Origin of the sequence: Vibrio sp. 10N.222.54.E6, from assembly GCF_041473955.1 — a bacterium.
GTDB classification, from domain to species: Bacteria; Pseudomonadota; Gammaproteobacteria; order Enterobacterales; family Vibrionaceae; genus Vibrio; species Vibrio tasmaniensis_A.
The window spans coordinates 300,595-321,446 of the sequence record NZ_JBFRTD010000017.1; the positions used below are offsets into that span (position 1 = coordinate 300,595).

Here is a 20,852-nt window from a genome sequence, read left to right on the forward strand (position 1 = left end):
AAACCATAACGAAATAGGCCAGCAATGCTGGCCTATTTTTTATTAAATCTTGCTGAATGAGTCCGATAAACCAATAGCCTCGATAAAACAACAAAAGCCCATGCTGTCGGGGGAAAGCATGGGCATTATTTTATGTGTTATATCAGCTAAGCGAATAGTGTTCTTTCTCTATACTATTTGAGAATCGCTCCATCATTTAGCTTTTTTGCAGGGTTTTTGGCCGCATTAACCAGTAGGATACCAACGGTTAGTACCATCGAACCACATAGTAGGAACAACAAGCGTCCTGTTGGTTCGTTTGGAATCAGAGCCATTGCTAGGATACCGAAACCTGCTGTGCTGATAAGCTTACCAAGCATTGAACGCTGTTTAGTATCTAGGTTTTGTTGCTCTTCACCTTCCGCTACTAATGGTGTGTTCCAGTTAGTGAATAGTTGGTCAACTTCTTTCTCACGTTCAGGCGATAGGCCTTTGTAGAAGCGAGAAGTTAGCATGAAGTAACCACCAGTAAACACTACGTGAGCAGCTAAGCTAAGACCTACTTTCAAGTCGCTCCATTCACGGCCAGTAAGCGCTGTTTCCATACCGAATAGGTGCTCGATGTCTTCTGCTTGAAGCGAGATACCGAAGATGTAAGAAACGAAACCACCAACCACGAGAGTAGACCAACCAGCCCAGTCAGGCGTCTTACGAATCCACATACCAAGTAGTACAGGGATAAGCATTGGGAAGCCAATTAACGCACCTACGTTCATTACGATATCGAACAAGCTCAAGTGACGTAGAGAGTTAATGAACAAGCCAATCGCGATGATGATAACACCCATCATAATAGTCGTTAGCTTACTTACAATAACCAGCTCTTTCTGAGTCGCATTTTGACGAAGAATCGGGCTGTAGAAGTTCATTACAAAGATACCAGCGTTACGGTTCAAACCTGAATCCATAGAAGACATCGTTGCAGCGAACATTGCTGACATAAGAAGACCAACCATACCTGCTGGCATTACGTTCTGTACGAATGCTAGGTAAGCAGCATCACCCGCTTTATCACCCATTGAAGCGTACTCTAATGCGAACTCAGGCATGAATGCACTTACGTACCATGGTGGTAGGAACCAAATTAGTGGACCAACAACCATAAGGATACATGCTAGGCCTGCCGCTTTACGTGCGTTTTCACTGTCTTTTGCACATAGGTAACGGTAAGCGTTGATGCTGTTGTTCATTACACCGAATTGCTTCACAAAGATGAACACAACCCAAAGTATGAAGATGCTCATGTAGTTTAGGTTGTTACCTAACATGAAGTCGCCGTCGAAGTTTGCAACGATGTTAGTTAGGCCACCACCGTGGAAGTAAGCTGCAACCGCACAAGTAATCGTAACCGCCATGATAACAAGCATTTGCATGAAGTCAGAAGCAACAACCGCCCAAGAGCCGCCTGTTACTGCCATCAATACTAGAACCATACCCGTTACCACAATGGTTGCTTCCATTGGGATGTTGAATACCGCTGCTACGAAGATAGCTAGACCATTTAGCCAGATACCCGCAGAGATAAGGCTGTCAGGCATACCTGCCCATGTGAAGAACTGTTCAGACGTTTTACCAAAGCGCTGACGAATAGCTTCGATCGCCGTTACCACACGAAGTTGGCGGAACTTTGGAGCGAAGTACATATAGTTCATGAAGTAGCCAAAAGCATTGGCTAAGAATAGGATTACAATAACGAAACCGTCATTGAACGCGCGTCCTGCGGCACCTGTAAACGTCCATGCTGAAAACTGTGTCATGAAGGCGGTTGCACCAACCATCCACCACAACATTTTGCCGCCCCCTCTGAAGTAATCACTAGTCGACGTGGTGAACTTACGGAACATCCAACCAATAGCGATTAAAAAGAAGAAGTAGGCGAGAACAACAAAAGTATCGATAGTCATCTTTTCAGCCTTTTAAATATCATAATTAACTGGGCTTAGATTAACGCGTTCAAAGGTTTATTTGTACTACAATATGTCTTTAGTATGATCTAGGTCGCATTGATTTTTTTTGGCTTGCTGTTTGTTTGTTTAATTGTTTGTTTTTTAAGGCTTTAGTTGGTTGTTTAATTTGTAAGAGGTTAAAGGTAAATAACCTTTCAATGGTTCATATGTATTACAATATAGGCGATGTGCTTATGAGAGTAGGTATGTATAGGATTTTAGTTATAACCGTAACAAATGTGCTACAAATTGGTGTGTTGTGCGACGACATTCACGTTAATTTGGACATCAATAATGAAAACTTTTTCACGGGTACATAAGTGTAGCTTATTGTTTTCACTTCGCTATTTTCTGTTAGTCTGCGTAATAATCGGCAGATAGCAAAAAGCCCCACCGAAGTGAGGCTTGATTACGAAATCTAAAATAGATTAAGCGTTAACGTGATCAACTGCGTCACGAACAAGCTTGCCTAGTTCGTCCCACTTACCTTCGTCGATAAGGTTAGTTGGAACCATCCAAGTACCGCCACATGCAAGTACAGAAGGGATCGATAGGTATTCATCGACATTCTTTAAGCTTACGCCGCCAGTAGGCATGAATTTAACAGGGTAAACAGCGGTTAGTGCTTTAAGCATACCAGTACCGCCAGAAGGCTCAGCAGGGAAGAACTTCAACGTGCGAAGGCCCATTTCCATTGCTTGCTCAACTAGGCTCGGGTTATTAACACCCGGTACAATAGCAACGCCTTTATCGATACAGTATTGAACAGTGCGCGGGTTGAAACCTGGGCTTACGATGAAATCAACACCAGCTTCAATAGATGCGTCAACTTGCTCGTTAGTCAGTACAGTACCTGAACCGATTAGCATGTCAGGGAACTCTTTACGCATGATGCGAATCGCTTCGATTGCACATTCTGTACGTAGTGTGATTTCTGCACATGGCATGCCGTTTTCAACCAGTGCTTTGCCTAGGGGGATGGCATCTTCAGCACGGTTGATAGCGATTACAGGGATTACTTTTAGGTTTGCTAGTTGTTCATTTAATGTAGTCATGAATTCTTTCTCACGTTAATAATGGGTCTGCTTTCAACTAAGCAAACCCTTGATTAATAGTTAAAGTGCGTAATTATAGAGACAAATCAGGCGTCGCATCTACACGAATGATAGCACCTGGATGCTGAATCACGGTCCCTGCCACAATGTGGCCTGCTAATGCTGCATCACGCGCATTGCCACCGCTCAAGCGTTTAGCTAAGAAGCCTGCACTGAACGAGTCGCCAGCGGCTGTCGTATCAACAATGTTGTCTACTGGGTTGGGTGCAACGTACTGAGCGCTTTGGCTTTCAACCACTAGGCAGTCTTTCGCGCCACGCTTAATGATGATCTCTTTCACACCAGACTCAGACGTACGTGCGATACACTGTTCAATGCTTTCGTCACCGTACAACTCTTGCTCGTCATCGAACGTAAGTAGCGCTGTATCGGTGTAATTAAGCATTTTCAAGTACCAAGAAATCGCTTCTTGTTGGCTTTCCCAAAGTTTTGGACGGTAGTTATTGTCGAAGAATACTTGGCCGCCTTGAGCTTTGAATTTGTCTAAGAAGTTGAATAGCTGCGTGCGTCCGTTCTCTGTCAAGATAGCAAGTGTAATACCGCTTAGGTAAACCGCGTCAAAAGAGAATAGCTTATCAAGTAGAGCAGGCGTGTCTTGCTGATCAAACATGAACTTCGCTGCAGCATCACTACGCCAATAGTGGAAGCTACGCTCACCAGTGTCATCGGTCTCGATGTAATAAAGCCCTGGTTGTTTGTGATCGAGCTGAGCCACTAAGCTTGTATCAATACCTTCAGCTTGCCACTTTTCTAGCATGTCAGTACTGAATGGGTCAGTGCCTAGCGCGGTTACATAGCTTGTTTGGATACCATGCTCTTTTGTTAAGCGTGACAGGTAAAGCGCCGTATTTAGTGTATCGCCACCAAAACTTTGCTTAAGCCCGTCTTGTTTCTTTTGTAGCTCAACCATGCACTCGCCAATGACCGCGATGTTTAATGATTTCATATGCTTACCTTAGCAACTGAGGTTGCGCTATTCATTATTTTAGGAAGTCTTCACGCGCAGGGTTGAAGATATCTAGAAGGATGCTGTCTTGCTCTAGTGCAACGGCGCCGTGCATCATGTGTTTACGAGCGAAGTAAGCGTCGCCTTCTTTAAGTACTCTCTTCTCGCCTTCAATCTCAGCTTCAAAGCTACCGCGAACAACATAACCGATTTGGTCATGAATTTCGTGTGTGTGAGGATGGCCAATCGCACCCTTATCAAAACAAAGGTGTACAGCCATTAGATCATCAGTATAAGCAACGATTTTACGCTTAATACCGCCGCCCAATTCTTCCCATGGATTTTCATCTAGCATAAAGAAAGAGTTCATTGTGTGTCTCCTAATCTGTTTAAATCTTTTAAGTGTTACTTAACTTGCATTCATAATAAGGGAATGAGATTAATTGTAATACAATATATCTAGAGTTGTGTGATATTGATCAAGCAATACTTTATATAGCGCAAATAAATCAATAACTTAGCAAATGCCTGGTGTTTGCTATTTACCATTTACATCAATGGCTTATGGTTAATTGTGTGATTCTGCTCATCATTCCATGACGAATAGGTATGATTAAAGTTCATATTGTATTACTTTATGTGGAGTTTGAAAATTTAATCAAAGTTTAAACCGATAAACTCTTTATTGAGGGTGACAAAGAATATGACGACTAAACCAGTATTGTTGACTGAAGCAGAAATAGAGCAACTTCACCTTGAAGTGGGCCGTTCGAGCTTAATGGGCAAAACCATTGCTGCGAACGCGAAAGACCTAGAGGCGTTCATGCGCTTACCTATTGATGTTCCTGGTCACGGAGAAGCGGGTGGTTACGAGCATAACCGCCATAAGCAAAATTACACGTACATGAACTTAGCTGGTCGCATGTTCTTGATCACTAAAGAGCAAAAGTACGCTGACTTCGTTACAGAATTACTAGAAGAATACGCAGACAAATATCTAACGTTTGATTACCACGTACAGAAAAATACCAACCCAACAGGCCGTTTGTTCCACCAAATCCTGAACGAACACTGCTGGTTAATGTTCTCAAGCTTAGCTTACTCTTGTATTGCTTCAACCCTGACACAAGAGCAACGTGACAACATTGAGTCTCGCATTTTCGAACCAATGCTAGAAATGTTTACGGTTAAATACGCACACGACTTCGACCGAATTCACAACCACGGTATTTGGGCAGTAGCTGCAGTCGGTATTTGTGGTCTTGCTTTAGGTAAGCGTGAGTACCTTGAAATGTCGGTTTACGGCATCGACCGCAACGATACGGGCGGTTTCCTAGCGCAAATTTCTCAATTGTTTGCACCTTCTGGTTACTACATGGAAGGTCCTTACTACCACCGTTACGCGATTCGCCCAACATGTGTTTTCGCTGAAGTCATTCACCGTCATATGCCTGAAGTTGATATTTACAACTACAAAGGCGGCGTGATTGGTAACACGGTACAAGCCATGCTTGCGACGGCTTATCCGAACGGTGAGTTCCCGGCTCTGAATGATGCTTCTCGTACAATGGGCATCACAGACATGGGTGTTCAGGTTGCAGTCAGTGTTTACAGTAAGCACTACTCTTCAGCTGAGGGTGTTGACCAAAACATTCTTGGTATGGCGAAGATTCAAGACGCAGTATGGATGCACCCATGTGGTCTTGAGTTATCTAAAGCATACGAAGCGGCTTCTGCTGAAAAAGAAATCGGCATGCCTTTCTGGCCAAGTGTTGAATTGAACGAAGGCCCTGAAGGTCACAACGGCGCGCAAGGTTTTATCCGCATGCAGGATAAGAAAGGCGACGTTTCTCAGTTAGTGATGAACTACGGCCAACACGGCATGGGTCACGGCAACTTCGATACGCTGGGTATTTCTTTCTTCAACCGCGGTCAAGAAGTACTACGTGAATACGGCTTCTGCCGTTGGGTGAACGTTGAGCCAAAATTCGGCGGTCGTTACCTAGATGAAAACAAATCTTACGCACGTCAAACGATTGCTCATAATGCAGTAACCATTGATGAAAAATGTCAGAATAACTTTGACGTTGAGCGTGCAGACTCAGTACACGGCTTGCCTCACTTCTTTAAAGTAGAAGACGAGAAAATCAACGGCATGAGTGCATTTGCTAACGATCACTACCAAGGTTTTGACATGCAACGCAGCGTGTTCATGTTAAACCTTGAAGAGCTTGAATCTCCGTTATTGTTAGACCTATACCGTTTAGATTCTGAGAAGGGCGGCGAAGGTGAGCACCAATTTGATTACTCTCATCAATATGAAGGTCAAATAGTTCGCACTAACTTCGAATACCAAACGAACAAAGAGTTAAACACACTAGGCAGCGACTTCGGTTATCAACACTTATGGAACGTAGCAAGTGGTGAAGTGAAGGGCACAGCACTGGTAAGCTGGCTACAAAATAACACGTACTACACTTGGCTAGGCGCAACGTCTAACGACAATGCTGAAGTTGTCTTTACTCGCACTGGTGCTAACGATCCAAGCTTCAACCTACGTTCAGAGCCTGCATTCATTTTACGTAGCAAAGGCGAAACAACACTGTTCGCTTCTGTTCTAGAAACGCACGGTTACTTTAACGAAGAGTTCGAACAATCAGTAAATGCTCGCGGCGTTGTGAAAGACATCAAGGTTGTAGCGCATACAAACGTCGGTTCAGTCGTCGAAATCACCACAGAGAAGTCAAATGTGACAGTGATGATCAGCAACCAACTTGGCGCGACTGAGAGCACTGAACACAAAGTAGAACTGAACGGTAAAGTATACAGCTGGACAGGCTTCTACTCAGTAGAAACAATTTTAAACCCAGAATTAGCAAGCACAGCAGAGCAGGGGAAATAATAATGAGCTATCAACCACTTTTACTTAACTTTGAGGAAGCAGCAGAGCTTCGTAAAGAACTTGGCAAGGATAGCCTTTTAGGTAACGCACTGACTCGCGATATTAAACAAACTGACGCTTACATGGCGGAAGTTGGCATTGAAGTTCCAGGTCACGGTGAAGGCGGCGGCTACGAACATAACCGTCATAAGCAAAACTACATTCACATGGATCTAGCGGGTCGTTTGTTCCTTATCACTGAGGAAACAAAGTACCGTGATTACATCGTTGATATGTTAACTGCGTACGCGACGGTGTACCCAACACTTGAAAGTAACGTAAGCCGTGACTCTAACCCTCCGGGTAAGCTGTTCCACCAAACGTTGAACGAGAACATGTGGATGCTTTACGCTTCTTGTGCGTACAGCTGTATTTACCACACCATTTCTGAAGAGCAAAAGCGTCTGATCGAAGACGATCTTCTTAAGCAAATGATCGAAATGTTCGTTGTGACTTACGCACACGACTTCGATATCGTACACAACCACGGCTTATGGGCTGTGGCAGCGGTAGGTATCTGTGGTTACGCAATCAACGATCAAGAGTCAGTAGACAAAGCGCTTTACGGCCTGAAACTAGACAAAGTAAGCGGTGGTTTCTTAGCGCAACTTGACCAACTGTTCTCGCCAGACGGCTACTACATGGAAGGTCCTTACTACCACCGTTTCTCACTACGTCCAATCTACTTGTTCGCAGAAGCGATTGAACGTCGTCAGCCAGATCTTGGTATTTACGAATTTAACGATTCAGTGATCAAGACAACGTCTTACGCGGTATTTAAAACGGCATTCCCAGACGGTACATTGCCAGCTCTGAACGATTCATCGAAGACGATTTCTATTAACGATGAAGGCGTTATTATGGCAACGTCTGTGTGTTACCACCGCTATGAGCAGACTGAAACTTTACTTGGTATGGCTAATCACCAACAAGATGTTTGGGTCCATGCTTCAGGTAAAACGCTATCTGACGCTGTCAATGCAGCAGACGACATCAAAGCATTCAACTGGGGTAGCCTGTTTGTAACGGACGGCCCTGAAGGCGAAAAAGGCGGCGTAAGCATTCTTCGTCACCGTGACGAACAAGACGACGACACGATGGCGTTGATTTGGTTTGGTCAACACGGCAGCGATCACCAATACCACTCTGCACTAGACCATGGTCACTACGATGGGCTACACCTAAGCGTATTCAGCCGTGGCCACGAAGTGCTGCACGATTACGGCTTCGGTCGCTGGGTAAACGTTGAGCCTAAGTTTGGCGGTCGTTACATCCCAGAGAACAAGTCTTACTGTAAGCAGACAGTTGCTCACAACACAGTAACGGTTGATCAGAAAACACAGAACAACTTCGATACGGCATTGGCTGAATCTAAGTTTGGTCAGAAGCACTTCTTCGTAGCAGACGACCAGTCTCTGCAAGGTATGAGCGGCACAATTTCTGAGTACTACACCGGCGTAGACATGCAACGCAGCGTGATTCTTGCTGAACTTCCTGAATTCGAGAAGCCACTAGTGATCGATGTATACCGCATTGAAGCTGACGCTGAGCACCAGTACGACCTGCCCGTTCACCACTCTGGCCAGATCATCCGTACTGACTTCGACTACAACATCGAAAGCACGCTGAAGCCGCTAGGTGAAGACAACGGTTACCAGCACTTATGGAACGTTGCTTCAGGCAAAGTGAACCAAGAGGGCTCTCTGGTGAGCTGGCTACATGACAGCAGCTACTACAGCCTAGTAACCAGCGCGAATGCGGGCAGTGAAGTAATCTTTGCTCGCACTGGTGCTAACGATCCAGACTTTAACCTTAAGAGTGAGCCTGCGCTTATCTTACGTCAGTCTGGTCAAAACCACGTGTTTGCTTCTGTACTAGAAACGCATGGTTACTTTAACGAGTCAATCGAAGCCTCTGTAGGCGCTCGTGGTCTGGTTAAATCAGTGTCTGTTGTGGGCCATAACAGTGTCGGGACTGTTGTTCGTATTCAGACTACTTCTGGTAACACTTACCACTACGGTATTTCAAACCAAGCTGAAGACACGCAGCAAGCAACTCACACTGTTGAGTTCGCGGGTGAGACATACTCGTGGGAAGGGTCATTTGCTCAACTGTAAATGATCAACACACATACCGTTTAACGATGGTGTGTGCTGATGTGGTGCTTTGCGGGAACGAAGCGCCATATCATGTTCGATTGTAAGGGTGTTCGCATCTAAGTAACTGAACGAAATTAATGTCGATGACAAAGAATATCGGAAATAAGTCAAACCGAGTAACTCGTTGTGAGTTGCTCGGTTTTTTTATGCGTGTAGGAAAGAGGCTGATGTAATTTGGGAAGGGGATCTCATTTAATAATCTCTGGCGGTTAATGAATTGCGCTTCTAAAGGTGTATCTTTTTTCCATGGTTTTTCGAGGCTGTGCTGGTGGTTTTCATACCGATACAGAGAGGGTTAGTTTTGAGTACGGATTTATGAGTGATTTAAGATAACGTTTCTCACAGGATGTTTTTTAAATCTCTGATTATAAAAATTTGCAGGTTGTGATTCGTTTGGATTTTACTCAATTGGCTGTAGGTTGAAATACTGTTATAGTGGTCCTTAAATAATACATAAACATAACATATAAAATAAGTGAACTTATGGTTACCACTTTTAATTCAATTTCGGGCTCGAAGCGCAGCCTGCACGTGCAAGTAGCGCGTGAAATCGCTCGTGGAATCTTGTCTGGCGAACTGCCACAAGGTTCTATTATTCCTGGTGAAATGGCGTTGTGTGAACAGTTTGGTATCAGCCGAACGGCACTTCGTGAAGCAGTTAAACTATTGACCTCTAAAGGTCTGTTAGAATCCCGCCCGAAAATCGGTACTCGTGTAGTGGATCGCGCATACTGGAACTTCCTTGATCCTCAACTGATTGAATGGATGGACGGCCTAACCGACGTAGACCAATTCTGTTCACAGTTCTTAGGTCTTCGCCGTGCGATTGAACCTGAAGCGTGTGCACTGGCGGCAAAATTTGCGACCGCTGAGCAACGTATCGAGCTTTCAGAGATCTTCCAAAAGATGGTCGAAGTGGATGAAGCTGAAGTGTTTGACCAAGAGCGTTGGACAGACATTGATACTCGGTTCCATAGCTTGATCTTTAATGCGACAGGTAACGATTTCTACCTGCCATTCGGCAATATTCTGACGACCATGTTCGTTAACTTCATCGTGCACTCTTCTGAAGAGGGCAGCACATGTATCAATGAACACCGCAGAATCTATGAAGCAATCATGGCTGGTGATAGTGATAAGGCACGAGTTGTTTCTGCGGCACACTTGCAGGATGCCAACCACCGTTTGGCGACGGCGTAATAGAAATAATCTAGAGCGTAGATGAGTCACTTCATATAGAGATGAACAGCATTACGCTCAGATAAACGACTTAAAAGGGTATGCCAAGTGCATACTTTTTTGTTGTCTACCGTTTACGAAAATTGGCTGCTTTCATGTATGAAAAAAGCCAGAGACTGTTGTCTCTGGCTTTGAGTTCTTTGAATATTATAGCTTAAACAAGCGGCTAATCATGATGTTCGTAAGTTTGCTTTTGTTTCTGCTTTTTCTTCATTTTTAACGTTGAATAAACCGAGAATACAGCTAACACGATGAACGCGAGAGCAATAGGGCGCTCATAAAGGAAAGACCAACTGCCATCGTACATCAGCAGTGATTTCCTAAGGTTTGTTTCTGCCATTGGCCCTAAGATGATCGCAAGCAGAATTGGTGAAGACGGAATATCCAGTTTAGTTAAGATAAAGCCAAGTAGACCGAAACCGATTGCAATACCCACATCAAACATCGAGTTGTTAATTGCGTAAGCGCCGACAATTGAAAGGAAGACAATGATTGGAATCATGATGATCTTCGGTACTTCAATGATACGGCAGAAGAAACGAATACCCAGTAAACCAATCACTAGCATCACAAGGTTAGCAACCAACATCGAGCTGAATACGCCATAAACCACTTCGGGGTTTTGGGCAAACAGCAGAGGCCCCGGTGTTAAACCTTGAACAATGAGTGCGCCTAAAAGAACCGCTGCCACAGCATCCCCCGGAACGCCAAGTGTTAACAATGGAACTAACGAACCACCCGTTACACCGTTGTTTCCAGATTCGGCTGCTGCTAGACCTCGTACTGATCCTCTACCAAACTCTTCGGGATTTTTCGATGAACGTTTTGCTTCGTTGTAACAAACGAATGCCGAAATATCAGCACCAGCACCCGGTACAGAACCGATGGTTGTTCCCATCAAACCACTTTTTATTGCGGTTGGTAGCATTTCTTTAAGGTCGCCTTTGCTCAATAATTTGTGGTCAAACTTCGGCGCGACGACTTTCTTTTCAGAGAACAGTTTCTCTAGCTGGTTTAATGCTTCAGATAGAGCGAACAAACCAATCAAAACAGGGATGACATTGATTCCGCTGTAGAGATCCATGATGTCAAAAGTAAACCTTGGCACACTGCTGATTGGGTCGAGCCCAACGGTAGAAACCAGTAGTCCAATCGTACCCGCAAGTAGCCCTTTAAAGATGTTGTTCGAAGAAACGCTCGCAATGATAGTTAAACCAAACAGAGCAAGTGCGAAGTACTCTGGAGCATTAAAACGAAGTGCAAAGGTCGCTAATTTAGGCGCAATGGCAATAAGGACGATAGTACTGAGTAACCCGCCAATGAATGAAGCAACAGCCGAAATACTTAATGCTCTTGCTGCTTGTCCTCTCACAGCCATGGTGTGGCCGTCGAGTACACTTGCTGCAGACGCTGGTGTCCCTGGTGTTTTAAGTAGTATTGCGGCAATAGAACCACCGTAAATGCCACCAATGTATACACCAATTAACATCACGAGGGCTGACGTCGGTTCCATGCCAAAGGTAAACGGAAGGAGAATCGCAACGCCCATCGTCGCCGTTAGACCGGGTAGTGCGCCTAAAATTACGCCGCCCAGTACACCAAAAACAAGGACAGGTAGCACTGCAAAACTCACAGCGGTTGCGAGACCATCGATTAGATATTCAAACATTATGACCTCCTATGACCAGGTTGCTTCAGGAAGCGCGATGTAGAACACCTCGCCAAACAAATAGTAAACCGCAAACACAAAGACAACGGCGACAACGTAGTAGATTGGCTTCTTAACTTTGAAGTAAACGAGGTAGAACATAAAGGCAATCAAACTCGCGTAAAGGTAGCCAACCACACTGATGAGTAATGCGTATCCAATAAGAAAGGCCACGCCGAAGATCGACATCTTGCTTATCATCGCTTCTTGTTGTTCTGGAACACCTTTGAGTTTGTGCTGAACGATGAGAACAATACAGATAGCAATTTGAGCAATCACAATCATCATCGGGAAGAATTTTGCATCAACACTTGCATCTTGATACATCGGACGATCAAACTGAGTAATCAACGCGAGTGCTATTGCGCTTAGTATGATGATTATGGAAGGGAAAACGACATTCCGATTTAAGTTGGCGTTAGACATAGAATTTACCCCTAAAAAGTAAAGCAAGGGAAAGGTACATACCGATAAAAAAGGCACAACTGATCGTTGTGCCTCTGGATGAATGTTATTGAATTAGTTCAGTAAGCGATTTTGTATCTTCGGAAACGAACGTAGTGAAGGCTTTATCGTCAAGGTTGTGGATAGTCATTGCGCCTTTTGCCATGAAAGACTTGAACTCTTCACTTGCCATTGCTTCATCAAATACCGCACCTAGTTTCTCGATGACTGCATCCGGCGTATCTTTTGGAGCGCCGATACCACGCCATGTTCCTGTTACTACATCAATACCTTGCTCTTTCAAAGTAGGAACATCGGGAATGTACTGAATACGTTCTTCAGACATGACACCTAATGCTTTTAGTTGGCCTGAACGAAGTTGAGCGATAGCTTCACCCGGTGTCACCATGGTTACGTCTGTGTGGTGGCCCAGTACTGCAGGAATCGCTTCAGATGCACCGTTATAAGGGATAGCGTTGAGTTTAATATCTTGGTCTTTTTCAAGAGACATTAAGTAGAAGTTTGGCGCAGCGGTTGAAGCAAATTTCACGCTACCAGGTTTTTCTTTGGCTTCTTTAATCAGATCATTAATGGTGTTGTATGGGCTATCGGCTGCAACTAATACGACCGCTGGGTCGAGGTTTACTAAGCGAATGAGTCTAAAATCGTCTGCGGTATGGCGCATCAAACCCATTTGAGGGAGCGAAGCGATTTCACGAGTGACTACTGTCAACGTGTAACCATCAGCGCGCTGCTGAGCACCAAAGCTCATACCTACGGCACCCGCACCACCCGTACGGTTCATGATTGAAATGTTTTGTCCTAAAATGTCTTTCGCACTATTTGCAAGGGTACGGCCAACGGCATCTGTACCGCCGCCCGCGCCAAATGGGACAACTAAGCGAATGTTTTTGCTCGGGTAGTCTGCTGCAATCGACGTTGCAGAAACAAGTATGCCAGCTGCCAGCATGATGGATTTCAATAATTTACTCATAGTAAGTTCCTTCTGTTTCTAATTATTAGCGATATGTTTTTGTAGGGTTTTCTGCTTTTTCTGTTTGGTATTCGTGCATTGCTAGCTGTTCAATAGCTACCGCTATCCAGCCACTGATCAGCATGTCATACCATTGTTGTACGCCACTGCAGGCAACAACCACGTTTCCGTAAACAAACGAACCATAAAACAGTAAGTCTTCGTCACGTAATGAAGATGGGTGTTGAGAATGAAGTGTTAGATTGCTTGTCGATTCTCGCCATGCTTGCTGAGCTTTCTTACGAGCAAGGTGATCAAACTTGATAGTCCAGTTATCAGGGGTTCCCAAAGACTCTTCATAAAGAATGGCGTCTTCGAAAGAGGCTTCCCATGGCTTGAGGTGTGGATTCATAACGACAATATGCAGTTCTTTTCTATTGGTTCTTTCAAACAGCTTGTCGATAGAGGGTTTAACGATATCGATAGCATCTTGAGTGATATCTTTCATTGAGCGCATGCCACATGTCCTTATGTTTGAATGTTTAATATAGAATATTGTATGACAATTTTTCTTCAATTGATGAAGCTCTGGAAGTCGCTTTCGATCACAAGTAGAAGTCTCCTAAATAGACTTCAGTCTTGTTTTAACCATGATGTTAAGAAATTAGTGTGATGTTGGTCTTTTTTAGGCGTGATATGAATAGGTGTCGTTTCAGTTCGATTGCGGCTGATTATCAGAATGTGAATGTCAGTGCTTATTGGCGTGACTGTGTGAACTAATTTGCCGTGGAAAGTTGAGCGTAGCAATCGGATATTGGATTAAATTATCGGATAGATATGAACACCTTAGATAATTTATGCTTTAAAATTTTAGAGTCGGGTCTTTGACATTTTACGTGACAATATGCGTTTGTTTTCGTGACGGATTCTTAAAGTCGATAGTAGTAAAATTAAGTGAACTTGTCGGTTTTCATGATTGGATTTTTCTTACATCAATTCTACTAAGTGCCATTTTTATTAATTAATTTAATTTAAGGTGTTGAATTTTAATGAGTATTAAGTTTTTGAGGAAGATTGATTTACAAAGGTAAGGTAGGGCTTAACGTTGAGTTTGTTATTCAGTTGCAAAGTCATCGTATACGCATGTTTGTCGTTCCGTTACTTGTTAACCAACTAAATTTAATAGGTGGAACTACGTATCCTATATAGATCAATATCGGTTTTTCATTAGGTAATCAAGTTGCCATTTGATTGGTTTATTACCAATGTGAAGCGTACCTCTTTATCATTATTTACAATATAAGTCGCGGTCTGCTAAGTATCCAATTCCGCCCAATTATTATAATAAGAGAAGTAATAATTGGGGCCTATTTCCGCAACTTAAGCTCTCAATCACCCTGGTTATAGGTGATATGCAAGGTATCTAGAGGGATGTATATTTGATAGCGATCACTTGTATGATGAATGATTTTACAGATATATAGATCGCGGTCACTTATTTGGAGTATTGTACTACAAATGATTTCACTGTTTACCTATAGTCCGTGTAACAAATTACAACGGACAAAGGATACACGATGGAACTCAACACGATTATTGTCGGCATTTATTTCCTATTCTTGATCGCGATAGGTTGGATGTTTAGAACATTTACAAGTACGACTAGTGACTACTTCCGCGGGGGCGGTAACATGTTGTGGTGGATGGTTGGTGCAACCGCTTTTATGACTCAGTTTAGTGCATGGACATTCACCGGTGCGGCAGGTAAAGCGTATAACGATGGTTTTGCTGTAGCGGTCATCTTCGTAGCCAACGCATTTGGTTACTTCATGAACTACGCGTACTTCGCGCCGAAATTCCGTCAACTTCGCGTTGTTACGGTAATCGAAGCGATTCGTATGCGTTTTGGTGCGACCAACGAACAAGTATTCACTTGGTCTTCAATGCCGAACTCAGTGGTATCTGCGGGTGTGTGGTTAAACGCATTGGCAATCATCGCTTCGGGTATCTTCGGTTTCGACATGAACATGACTATCTGGGTGACTGGCCTAGTGGTATTGGCAATGTCGGTAACAGGTGGTTCATGGGCGGTAATCGCATCTGACTTCATGCAGATGGTTATCATCATGGCGGTAACGGTAACTTGTGCGGTTGTAGCGGTTGTTCAAGGTGGCGGTGTTGGTGAGATTGTTAACAACTTCCCAGTACAAGATGGTGGTTCGTTCCTTTGGGGCAACAACATCAACTACCTAAGCATCTTTACGATTTGGGCATTCTTCATCTTCGTTAAGCAGTTCTCAATCACGAACAACATGCTTAACTCATACCGTTACCTAGCAGCAAAAGATTCAAAGAATGCTAAGAAAGCTGCATTGCTTGCTTGTGTGTTGATGTTGTGTGGTGTGTTTATTTGGTTCATGCCTTCTTGGTTCATTGCAGGCCAAGGTGTTGATTTATCAGCGGCTTACCCGAATGCAGGTAAAAAAGCGGGTGACTTTGCTTACCTATACTTCGTACAAGAGTACATGCCAGCAGGTATGGTTGGTCTTCTAGTTGCCGCGATGTTTGCAGCGACAATGTCTTCAATGGACTCAGGTCTAAACCGTAACTCAGGTATTTTTGTTAAGAACTTCTACGAAACAATCGTTCGTAAAGGTCAAGCATCAGAGAAAGAGCTAGTAACCGTATCTAAAATTACTTCAGCGGTATTTGGTTTCGCTATTATCCTTATCGCACAGTTCATCAACTCGCTTAAAGGTTTGAGCCTGTTTGATACGATGATGTACGTAGGTGCGTTAATCGGTTTCCCTATGACTATTCCTGCATTCCTTGGTTTCTTTATTAAGAAGACTCCGGATTGGGCTGGTTGGGGTACGCTAGTTGTTGGTGGTATCGTATCTTATGTGGTTGGTTTTGTTATCGACGCAGAGATGGTAGCAGCGGTGTTTGGTCTTGATACTCTAACAGGACGTGAATGGTCTGATGTTAAAGTTGCGATTGGTCTCATTGCTCACATCACGCTAACCGGTGGCTTCTTCGTACTATCTACAATGTTTTACAAGCCTCTATCAAAAGAACGTCAAGCGGATGTTGATAAGTTCTTTGGCAACTTAGAAACACCATTAGTCGCTGAATCGGCAGAGCAAAAAGTGTTGGATAACAAACAACGTCAAATGCTTGGTAAACTGATTGCGGTAGCGGGTGTTGGTATCATGCTGATGGCTCTTCTGACTAACCCAATGTGGGGGCGTTTAGTCTTCATCCTATGTGGTGTGATAGTGGGTGGTGTCGGTATTCTACTTGTGAAAGCGGTCGATGACGGCGGCAAGCAAGCTAAAGTTGTAATTGAAAGCTAATACATAGCGAAAACTTAGATAGAATGCGACGACTCGAAAGGGCGTCGCATTTTTGTTTTACAGATTTTAATCTTTATCAGCAAATGCTCATGACATTAGCTTTCAAGTGAGAAAGTAATCTATGCCGCGATAGAGAGTAGAAAAATATTCTAGATGGGATGAGCAGCTTAGTTGGCCAGCCACATTGTAGGAAATTATCAGCTAAGCCTTGAGCCTTTATCTAAGCTTTTGCTTATGAAGCAGGGCATAGGCGGCAAGAGCAAGACTTTTCCACCCAAGCAAAATTAATTTAAACGTAACTGCGTAATGAATCTGTTGTGACTGTTAATAGTATGACATATAGCGCTTGTTATTTTACCGATGAACGGTTTTTAACCCATCATAGAGTTTGGGGAAATATAAAACGTGGCTGTATTCTCTCTTAAAGTGAACCCCCGTCACAACTTGCATCGAACCTTCGAATCAATGCCCTAAAACTATTGCGTAACGAGAAAGACGTAGTTATTATAATGGGCATATAATCATACAATACTATATTTGGAGTTTGAACATGACTAAACCTGTAATCGGTTTCATTGGCCTAGGTCTTATGGGCGGCAACATGGTTGAAAACCTACAAAAGCGTGGCTACCACGTAAACGTAATGGATCTAAGCGCTGAAGCCGTTGCTCGCGTTACAGATCGCGGCAATGCGACTGCATTCACTTCTGCTAAAGAACTAGCTGCAGCAAGTGACATCGTTGAGTTTTGTCTTACAACTTCTGCTGTTGTTGAAAAAATTGTTTACGGCGACGACGGCGTTCTAGCGGGCATCAAAGAAGGCGCAGTACTAGTAGACTTCGGTACTTCTATCCCTGCTTCTACTAAGAAGATCGGCGCAGCTCTTGCTGAGAAAGGCGCAGGCATGATCGACGCTCCTCTAGGCCGTACACCTGCACACGCTAAAGATGGTCTTCTGAACATCATGGCTGCTGGCGACATGGAAACTTTCAACAAAGTTAAACCTGTTCTTGAAGAGCAAGGCGAAAACGTATTCCACCTAGGTGCTCTAGGTTCAGGTCACGTGACTAAGCTTGTAAACAACTTCATGGGTATGACAACTGTTGCGACTATGTCTCAAGCTTTCGCTGTTGCTCAACGCGCTGGTGTTGATGGGCAACAACTGTTTGATATCATGTCTGCAGGTCCATCTAACTCTCCGTTCATGCAATTCTGTAAGTTCTACGCTGTAGATGGCGAAGAGAAGTTAGGTTTTTCTGTTGCTAACGCTAACAAAGACCTTGGTTACTTCCTTGCACTTTGTGAAGAGCTAGGTACTGAGTCTCTAATCGCTCAAGGTACTGCAACAAGCCTACAAGCTGCTGTTGATGCTGGCATGGGTAACAACGATGTACCAGTAATCTTCGACTACTTCGCTAAACTAGAGAAGTAATCGACGTACGACCTCGCTAGGGTATTGCCTGTCTGTTAGGCGGCGATACCTCAGCGAGGTTCGTTTTTTATCTACACAAAGTCTTATCTACAAGCCCGTCTCATTTAAGCTCAGCCTTTCAATGTTTCAATGCTTCTTGCTAACACTTCATTTCCTTCGAAACTCTTTGTTATAGACGCGCATTGTTAGATATAAACTGACTCACCATTCTCATATATTTCAAAGTAACGTTGATGTGTGGTCGTTCGCGCGGATGAGCAATCACGTCCTCAATCGTCAATGAAAAGCAAAAAAAAGCCCACACAGCTGGTGACTGTGTGGGCGTATTCGGACTAGCCGTCTGGACAAACCAATGAGCAAGACAAGTGAAGTAACGATTAACGAGATCCCCCGACAGTTTCTACATTAAACGTGTTCAATGACCTTAAAGCACGTTGCTTCAATTACCACTTTGAATTGCACAAAAGTATCCAGAAAGAACTTAAGTTATGATTCAAACACACCATACCTTAAGGTTAATTGTATTACAAATAATTCTAAGGCTTGAATGGTTTTAGTGAATGCTTAGTTGATGAAAATGTGACTTGGCACTCGTTTTATGTCGAAACTCGACGAGTTTTTTAAAAGGGAACGAGTTTATGACTTAGTTCTATTTGAGATTTATAATCTTCCTACTCTCTGGTGTTCTTAGCTTTTACGAGAGGGTAAGGTGCTCTTAGCTGTTGCTAGTGACCATAATTTACCTCTCAACACACTTTTAAATCAGAAAGCCTCTATGGAGTTGCGTATCTTCTCATTTCTTTTATTAATCGATATATTTGTATTATAAGAATATGTAAAATTTGAACTTATCGAGATGATGAAGTTAGATAAACGGCTTTAGTGTCATCATTGTCGATCTCGTTTTAGCTCTTAATGCTGCACCTTAAATACAATAATGGATTTCATATGAAACAGGTCAATATAAAAAGCGTCTTAGCTGTCTCTATCATTCTCGCAATATCTGGTTGTGCTTCTCACACCAAGTCAAATATTTTAACGCCGACCGCTATTACGGCTAGTAGTCACGATGGTAATGGCCCTGATCGGATCTTTGACCAAGATATCACGACTCGTTGGTCTGCAAACGGTGTCGGTGAATGGGCAATGCTAGATTACGGTTCGGTGATTGAAATCGATGCGATTCAAGCATCCTTTAGTAAAGGGAACCAACGCCAATCTAAGTTCGATCTGCTCGTCAGTGTTGATGGCGAAAACTGGACAACGATTTTAGAAGGTCAATTAAGCTCGGGAAGAGTGATTGGTTTAGAGCGTTTTCAGTTCCAACCAGTGCAAGCACGCTATGTAAAATATGTAGGTCACGGTAACAGCAAAAACAGTTGGAACTCAGTTACTGAGCTTGCAGCAATTAACTGTGGAATCAATGCTTGTCCGGTAAGCCATATCATTACCGATGATGTGGTTGAAGCTGAGAAAGTGGTGATCGCTGAAATGGCCGCAGCAAGTAAAGCTCTTAAAGAAGCTCGTAAAGATTTACGTAAAGGTAACTTTGGGGAACCCGCGGTATATCCTTGTGAAACCACCGTAAAATGCGACACTCGTATTCCTTTACCAGTACCGACTAATCTACCCAAGTCACCAGTTGCGGGTAATGCACCAAGCGAAAACTTCGATCTAACGACATGGTATTTGTCTCAACCTTTTGACCACGATAAAAATGGCAAGCCAGACGATGTCTCAGAATGGAACCTAGCGAATGGTTATCAGCATCCAGAAATTTTTTATACAGCAGACGATGGTGGTTTGGTTTTCAAGACATACGTAAAAGGTACACGTACCTCAAAAAATACTAAATATGCACGTACAGAGATGCGTGAGATGCTACGTCGTGGTGATACGTCTATTAGCACTAAAGGTGTCAATGAGAACAACTGGGTATTTAGTTCGGCTCCGGTTGAAGATCTAAAAGCTGCAGGCGCGATTGATGGTGTTTTAGAAGCAACGCTTAAGATTGATCATACAACGACAACCGGTGACGCGCACGAAGTTGGCCGTTTCATCATTGGTCAGATACATGATAAAGATGATGAGCCCATTCGTCTTTACTACCGAAAATTACCGAACCACGAAACAGGGACGGTTTATTTTGCTCATGAGAATACCAACGAAGGCACAGATAACTATTTCAACTTAGTCGGAGACATGACAGGAGAGATCGGCGACCAAGGTATTGCACTTGGCGAGACGTTTAGCTACCGCATTGATGTAAAAGGTAACACGATGACTGTTTCGCTAATGCGTGAAGGCAAAGATGACGTTGTTCAAATGGTTGATATGAGCGAAAGTGGTTACGATCAAGGTGGGCGTTACATGTATTTCAAAGCGGGTGTTTACAATCAAAACATCAACGGTGAGCTTGAGGACTATGCCCAAGCGACATTCTACAAAATAGCGACGTCGCACGATAAATATCAGGAATAACGAGTCAGCTGCACATACAAAAATGGCCGCTAGTACTAGCGGCCATTTTTTGTTGTTTTTATTGGTTAGTTTC

General features: G+C 43.5%; 14 protein-coding genes. 6 read left to right on the forward strand and 8 right to left on the reverse strand.

Annotated elements, in window-relative coordinates; genetic code table 11:
- Positions 1 to 173: 173 nt before the first annotated feature.
- The 4 genes from AB4513_RS11805 to AB4513_RS11820 form a co-directional block, all read right to left on the reverse strand.
- Positions 174 to 1,943 carry a sodium:solute symporter family protein gene (locus tag AB4513_RS11805; RefSeq protein ID WP_009846515.1) on the reverse strand — a complete coding sequence of 590 codons (1,770 nt, stop codon included), beginning with the start codon at positions 1,941 to 1,943 and terminating at the stop codon, positions 174 to 176.
- 470 nt (positions 1,944 to 2,413) lie between these two features.
- Positions 2,414 to 3,040 (reverse strand): bifunctional 4-hydroxy-2-oxoglutarate aldolase/2-dehydro-3-deoxy-phosphogluconate aldolase, encoded by a 627-nt coding sequence (locus AB4513_RS11810; protein WP_017069898.1) that lies wholly within the window; start codon positions 3,038 to 3,040, stop codon positions 2,414 to 2,416.
- Between the two features lie 73 nt (positions 3,041 to 3,113).
- The gene (locus tag AB4513_RS11815; protein WP_102257335.1) at positions 3,114 to 4,046 is read right to left on the reverse strand and encodes a sugar kinase; all 933 of its coding nucleotides are present in this window, start codon (positions 4,044 to 4,046) and stop codon (positions 3,114 to 3,116) included.
- Between the two features lie 34 nt (positions 4,047 to 4,080).
- Entirely contained in the window at positions 4,081 to 4,416 is a 336-nt protein-coding gene (locus tag AB4513_RS11820) for a cupin domain-containing protein (protein ID WP_010438329.1), read from the reverse strand.
- Positions 4,417 to 4,749: 333 nt separating this feature from the next.
- Here AB4513_RS11820 and AB4513_RS11825 point away from each other — a divergent pair, with 333 nt between their 5' ends.
- The 3 genes from AB4513_RS11825 to AB4513_RS11835 all read left to right on the forward strand — a co-directional run bounded on the left by AB4513_RS11825 (position 4,750) and on the right by AB4513_RS11835 (position 10,346).
- On the forward strand, positions 4,750 to 6,948 hold the full coding sequence (locus AB4513_RS11825; protein WP_102257334.1) for a heparinase II/III family protein: 2,199 nt from the start codon (positions 4,750 to 4,752) through the stop codon (positions 6,946 to 6,948).
- A 2-nt stretch (positions 6,949 to 6,950) separates the two neighbouring features.
- The gene (locus tag AB4513_RS11830; protein ID WP_102257333.1) at positions 6,951 to 9,104 is read left to right on the forward strand and encodes a heparinase II/III family protein; all 2,154 of its coding nucleotides are present in this window, start codon (positions 6,951 to 6,953) and stop codon (positions 9,102 to 9,104) included.
- Between the two features lie 525 nt (positions 9,105 to 9,629).
- Entirely contained in the window at positions 9,630 to 10,346 is a 717-nt protein-coding gene (locus tag AB4513_RS11835; protein ID WP_102257332.1) for a FadR/GntR family transcriptional regulator, read from the forward strand.
- Between the two features lie 205 nt (positions 10,347 to 10,551).
- On the opposite strand, the gene AB4513_RS11840 is transcribed toward AB4513_RS11835, so the two are convergent.
- The 4 genes from AB4513_RS11840 to AB4513_RS11855 form a co-directional block, all read right to left on the reverse strand.
- Positions 10,552 to 12,054, reverse strand: coding sequence for a tripartite tricarboxylate transporter permease (locus AB4513_RS11840; protein ID WP_102257331.1), 1,503 nt, complete (start codon positions 12,052 to 12,054; stop codon positions 10,552 to 10,554).
- Between the two features lie 9 nt (positions 12,055 to 12,063).
- Positions 12,064 to 12,519: a tripartite tricarboxylate transporter TctB family protein gene (locus tag AB4513_RS11845; protein WP_029222392.1), complete on the reverse strand. Its 456-nt coding sequence runs from the start codon at positions 12,517 to 12,519 to the stop codon at positions 12,064 to 12,066.
- Positions 12,520 to 12,604: 85 nt separating this feature from the next.
- Positions 12,605 to 13,531 carry a tripartite tricarboxylate transporter substrate binding protein gene (locus AB4513_RS11850; RefSeq protein ID WP_102257330.1) on the reverse strand — a complete coding sequence of 309 codons (927 nt, stop codon included), beginning with the start codon at positions 13,529 to 13,531 and terminating at the stop codon, positions 12,605 to 12,607.
- A 25-nt stretch (positions 13,532 to 13,556) separates the two neighbouring features.
- The gene (locus AB4513_RS11855; RefSeq protein WP_017080997.1) at positions 13,557 to 14,027 is read right to left on the reverse strand and encodes a hypothetical protein; all 471 of its coding nucleotides are present in this window, start codon (positions 14,025 to 14,027) and stop codon (positions 13,557 to 13,559) included.
- Between the two features lie 1,060 nt (positions 14,028 to 15,087).
- Between AB4513_RS11855 and AB4513_RS11860 the strand changes: the two genes are divergently transcribed.
- From AB4513_RS11860 to AB4513_RS11870, 3 genes are all read left to right on the forward strand, one after another.
- On the forward strand, positions 15,088 to 16,866 hold the full coding sequence (locus tag AB4513_RS11860) for a sodium:solute symporter family transporter (protein WP_102257329.1): 1,779 nt from the start codon (positions 15,088 to 15,090) through the stop codon (positions 16,864 to 16,866).
- 550 nt (positions 16,867 to 17,416) lie between these two features.
- Positions 17,417 to 18,298 carry an NAD(P)-dependent oxidoreductase gene (locus tag AB4513_RS11865; RefSeq protein ID WP_102257328.1) on the forward strand — a complete coding sequence of 294 codons (882 nt, stop codon included), beginning with the start codon at positions 17,417 to 17,419 and terminating at the stop codon, positions 18,296 to 18,298.
- 948 nt (positions 18,299 to 19,246) lie between these two features.
- On the forward strand, positions 19,247 to 20,779 hold the full coding sequence (locus AB4513_RS11870; RefSeq protein ID WP_102257327.1) for a polysaccharide lyase family 7 protein: 1,533 nt from the start codon (positions 19,247 to 19,249) through the stop codon (positions 20,777 to 20,779).
- Positions 20,780 to 20,852: the final 73 nt, after the last annotated feature.

What these genes read in the sequence shown, in the direction of transcription:
- AB4513_RS11830 (WP_102257333.1), top strand. Translation starts at nt 6,951, where the DNA reads ATGAGCTATCAACCACTTTTACTTAACTTTGAGGAAGCAGCAGAGCTT.
- AB4513_RS11870 (WP_102257327.1), top strand. Translation starts at nt 19,247, where the DNA reads ATGAAACAGGTCAATATAAAAAGCGTCTTAGCTGTCTCTATCATTCTC.
- AB4513_RS11850 (WP_102257330.1), bottom strand. Translation starts at nt 13,531, where the DNA reads ATGAGTAAATTATTGAAATCCATCATGCTGGCAGCTGGCATACTTGTT.
- AB4513_RS11835 (WP_102257332.1), top strand. Translation starts at nt 9,630, where the DNA reads ATGGTTACCACTTTTAATTCAATTTCGGGCTCGAAGCGCAGCCTGCAC.
- AB4513_RS11840 (WP_102257331.1), bottom strand. Translation starts at nt 12,054, where the DNA reads ATGTTTGAATATCTAATCGATGGTCTCGCAACCGCTGTGAGTTTTGCA.
- AB4513_RS11855 (WP_017080997.1), bottom strand. Translation starts at nt 14,027, where the DNA reads ATGCGCTCAATGAAAGATATCACTCAAGATGCTATCGATATCGTTAAA.
- AB4513_RS11845 (WP_029222392.1), bottom strand. Translation starts at nt 12,519, where the DNA reads ATGTCTAACGCCAACTTAAATCGGAATGTCGTTTTCCCTTCCATAATC.
- AB4513_RS11860 (WP_102257329.1), top strand. Translation starts at nt 15,088, where the DNA reads ATGGAACTCAACACGATTATTGTCGGCATTTATTTCCTATTCTTGATC.
- AB4513_RS11820 (WP_010438329.1), bottom strand. Translation starts at nt 4,416, where the DNA reads ATGAACTCTTTCTTTATGCTAGATGAAAATCCATGGGAAGAATTGGGC.
- AB4513_RS11865 (WP_102257328.1), top strand. Translation starts at nt 17,417, where the DNA reads ATGACTAAACCTGTAATCGGTTTCATTGGCCTAGGTCTTATGGGCGGC.
- AB4513_RS11810 (WP_017069898.1), bottom strand. Translation starts at nt 3,040, where the DNA reads ATGACTACATTAAATGAACAACTAGCAAACCTAAAAGTAATCCCTGTA.
- AB4513_RS11805 (WP_009846515.1), bottom strand. Translation starts at nt 1,943, where the DNA reads ATGACTATCGATACTTTTGTTGTTCTCGCCTACTTCTTCTTTTTAATC.
- AB4513_RS11815 (WP_102257335.1), bottom strand. Translation starts at nt 4,046, where the DNA reads ATGAAATCATTAAACATCGCGGTCATTGGCGAGTGCATGGTTGAGCTA.
- AB4513_RS11825 (WP_102257334.1), top strand. Translation starts at nt 4,750, where the DNA reads ATGACGACTAAACCAGTATTGTTGACTGAAGCAGAAATAGAGCAACTT.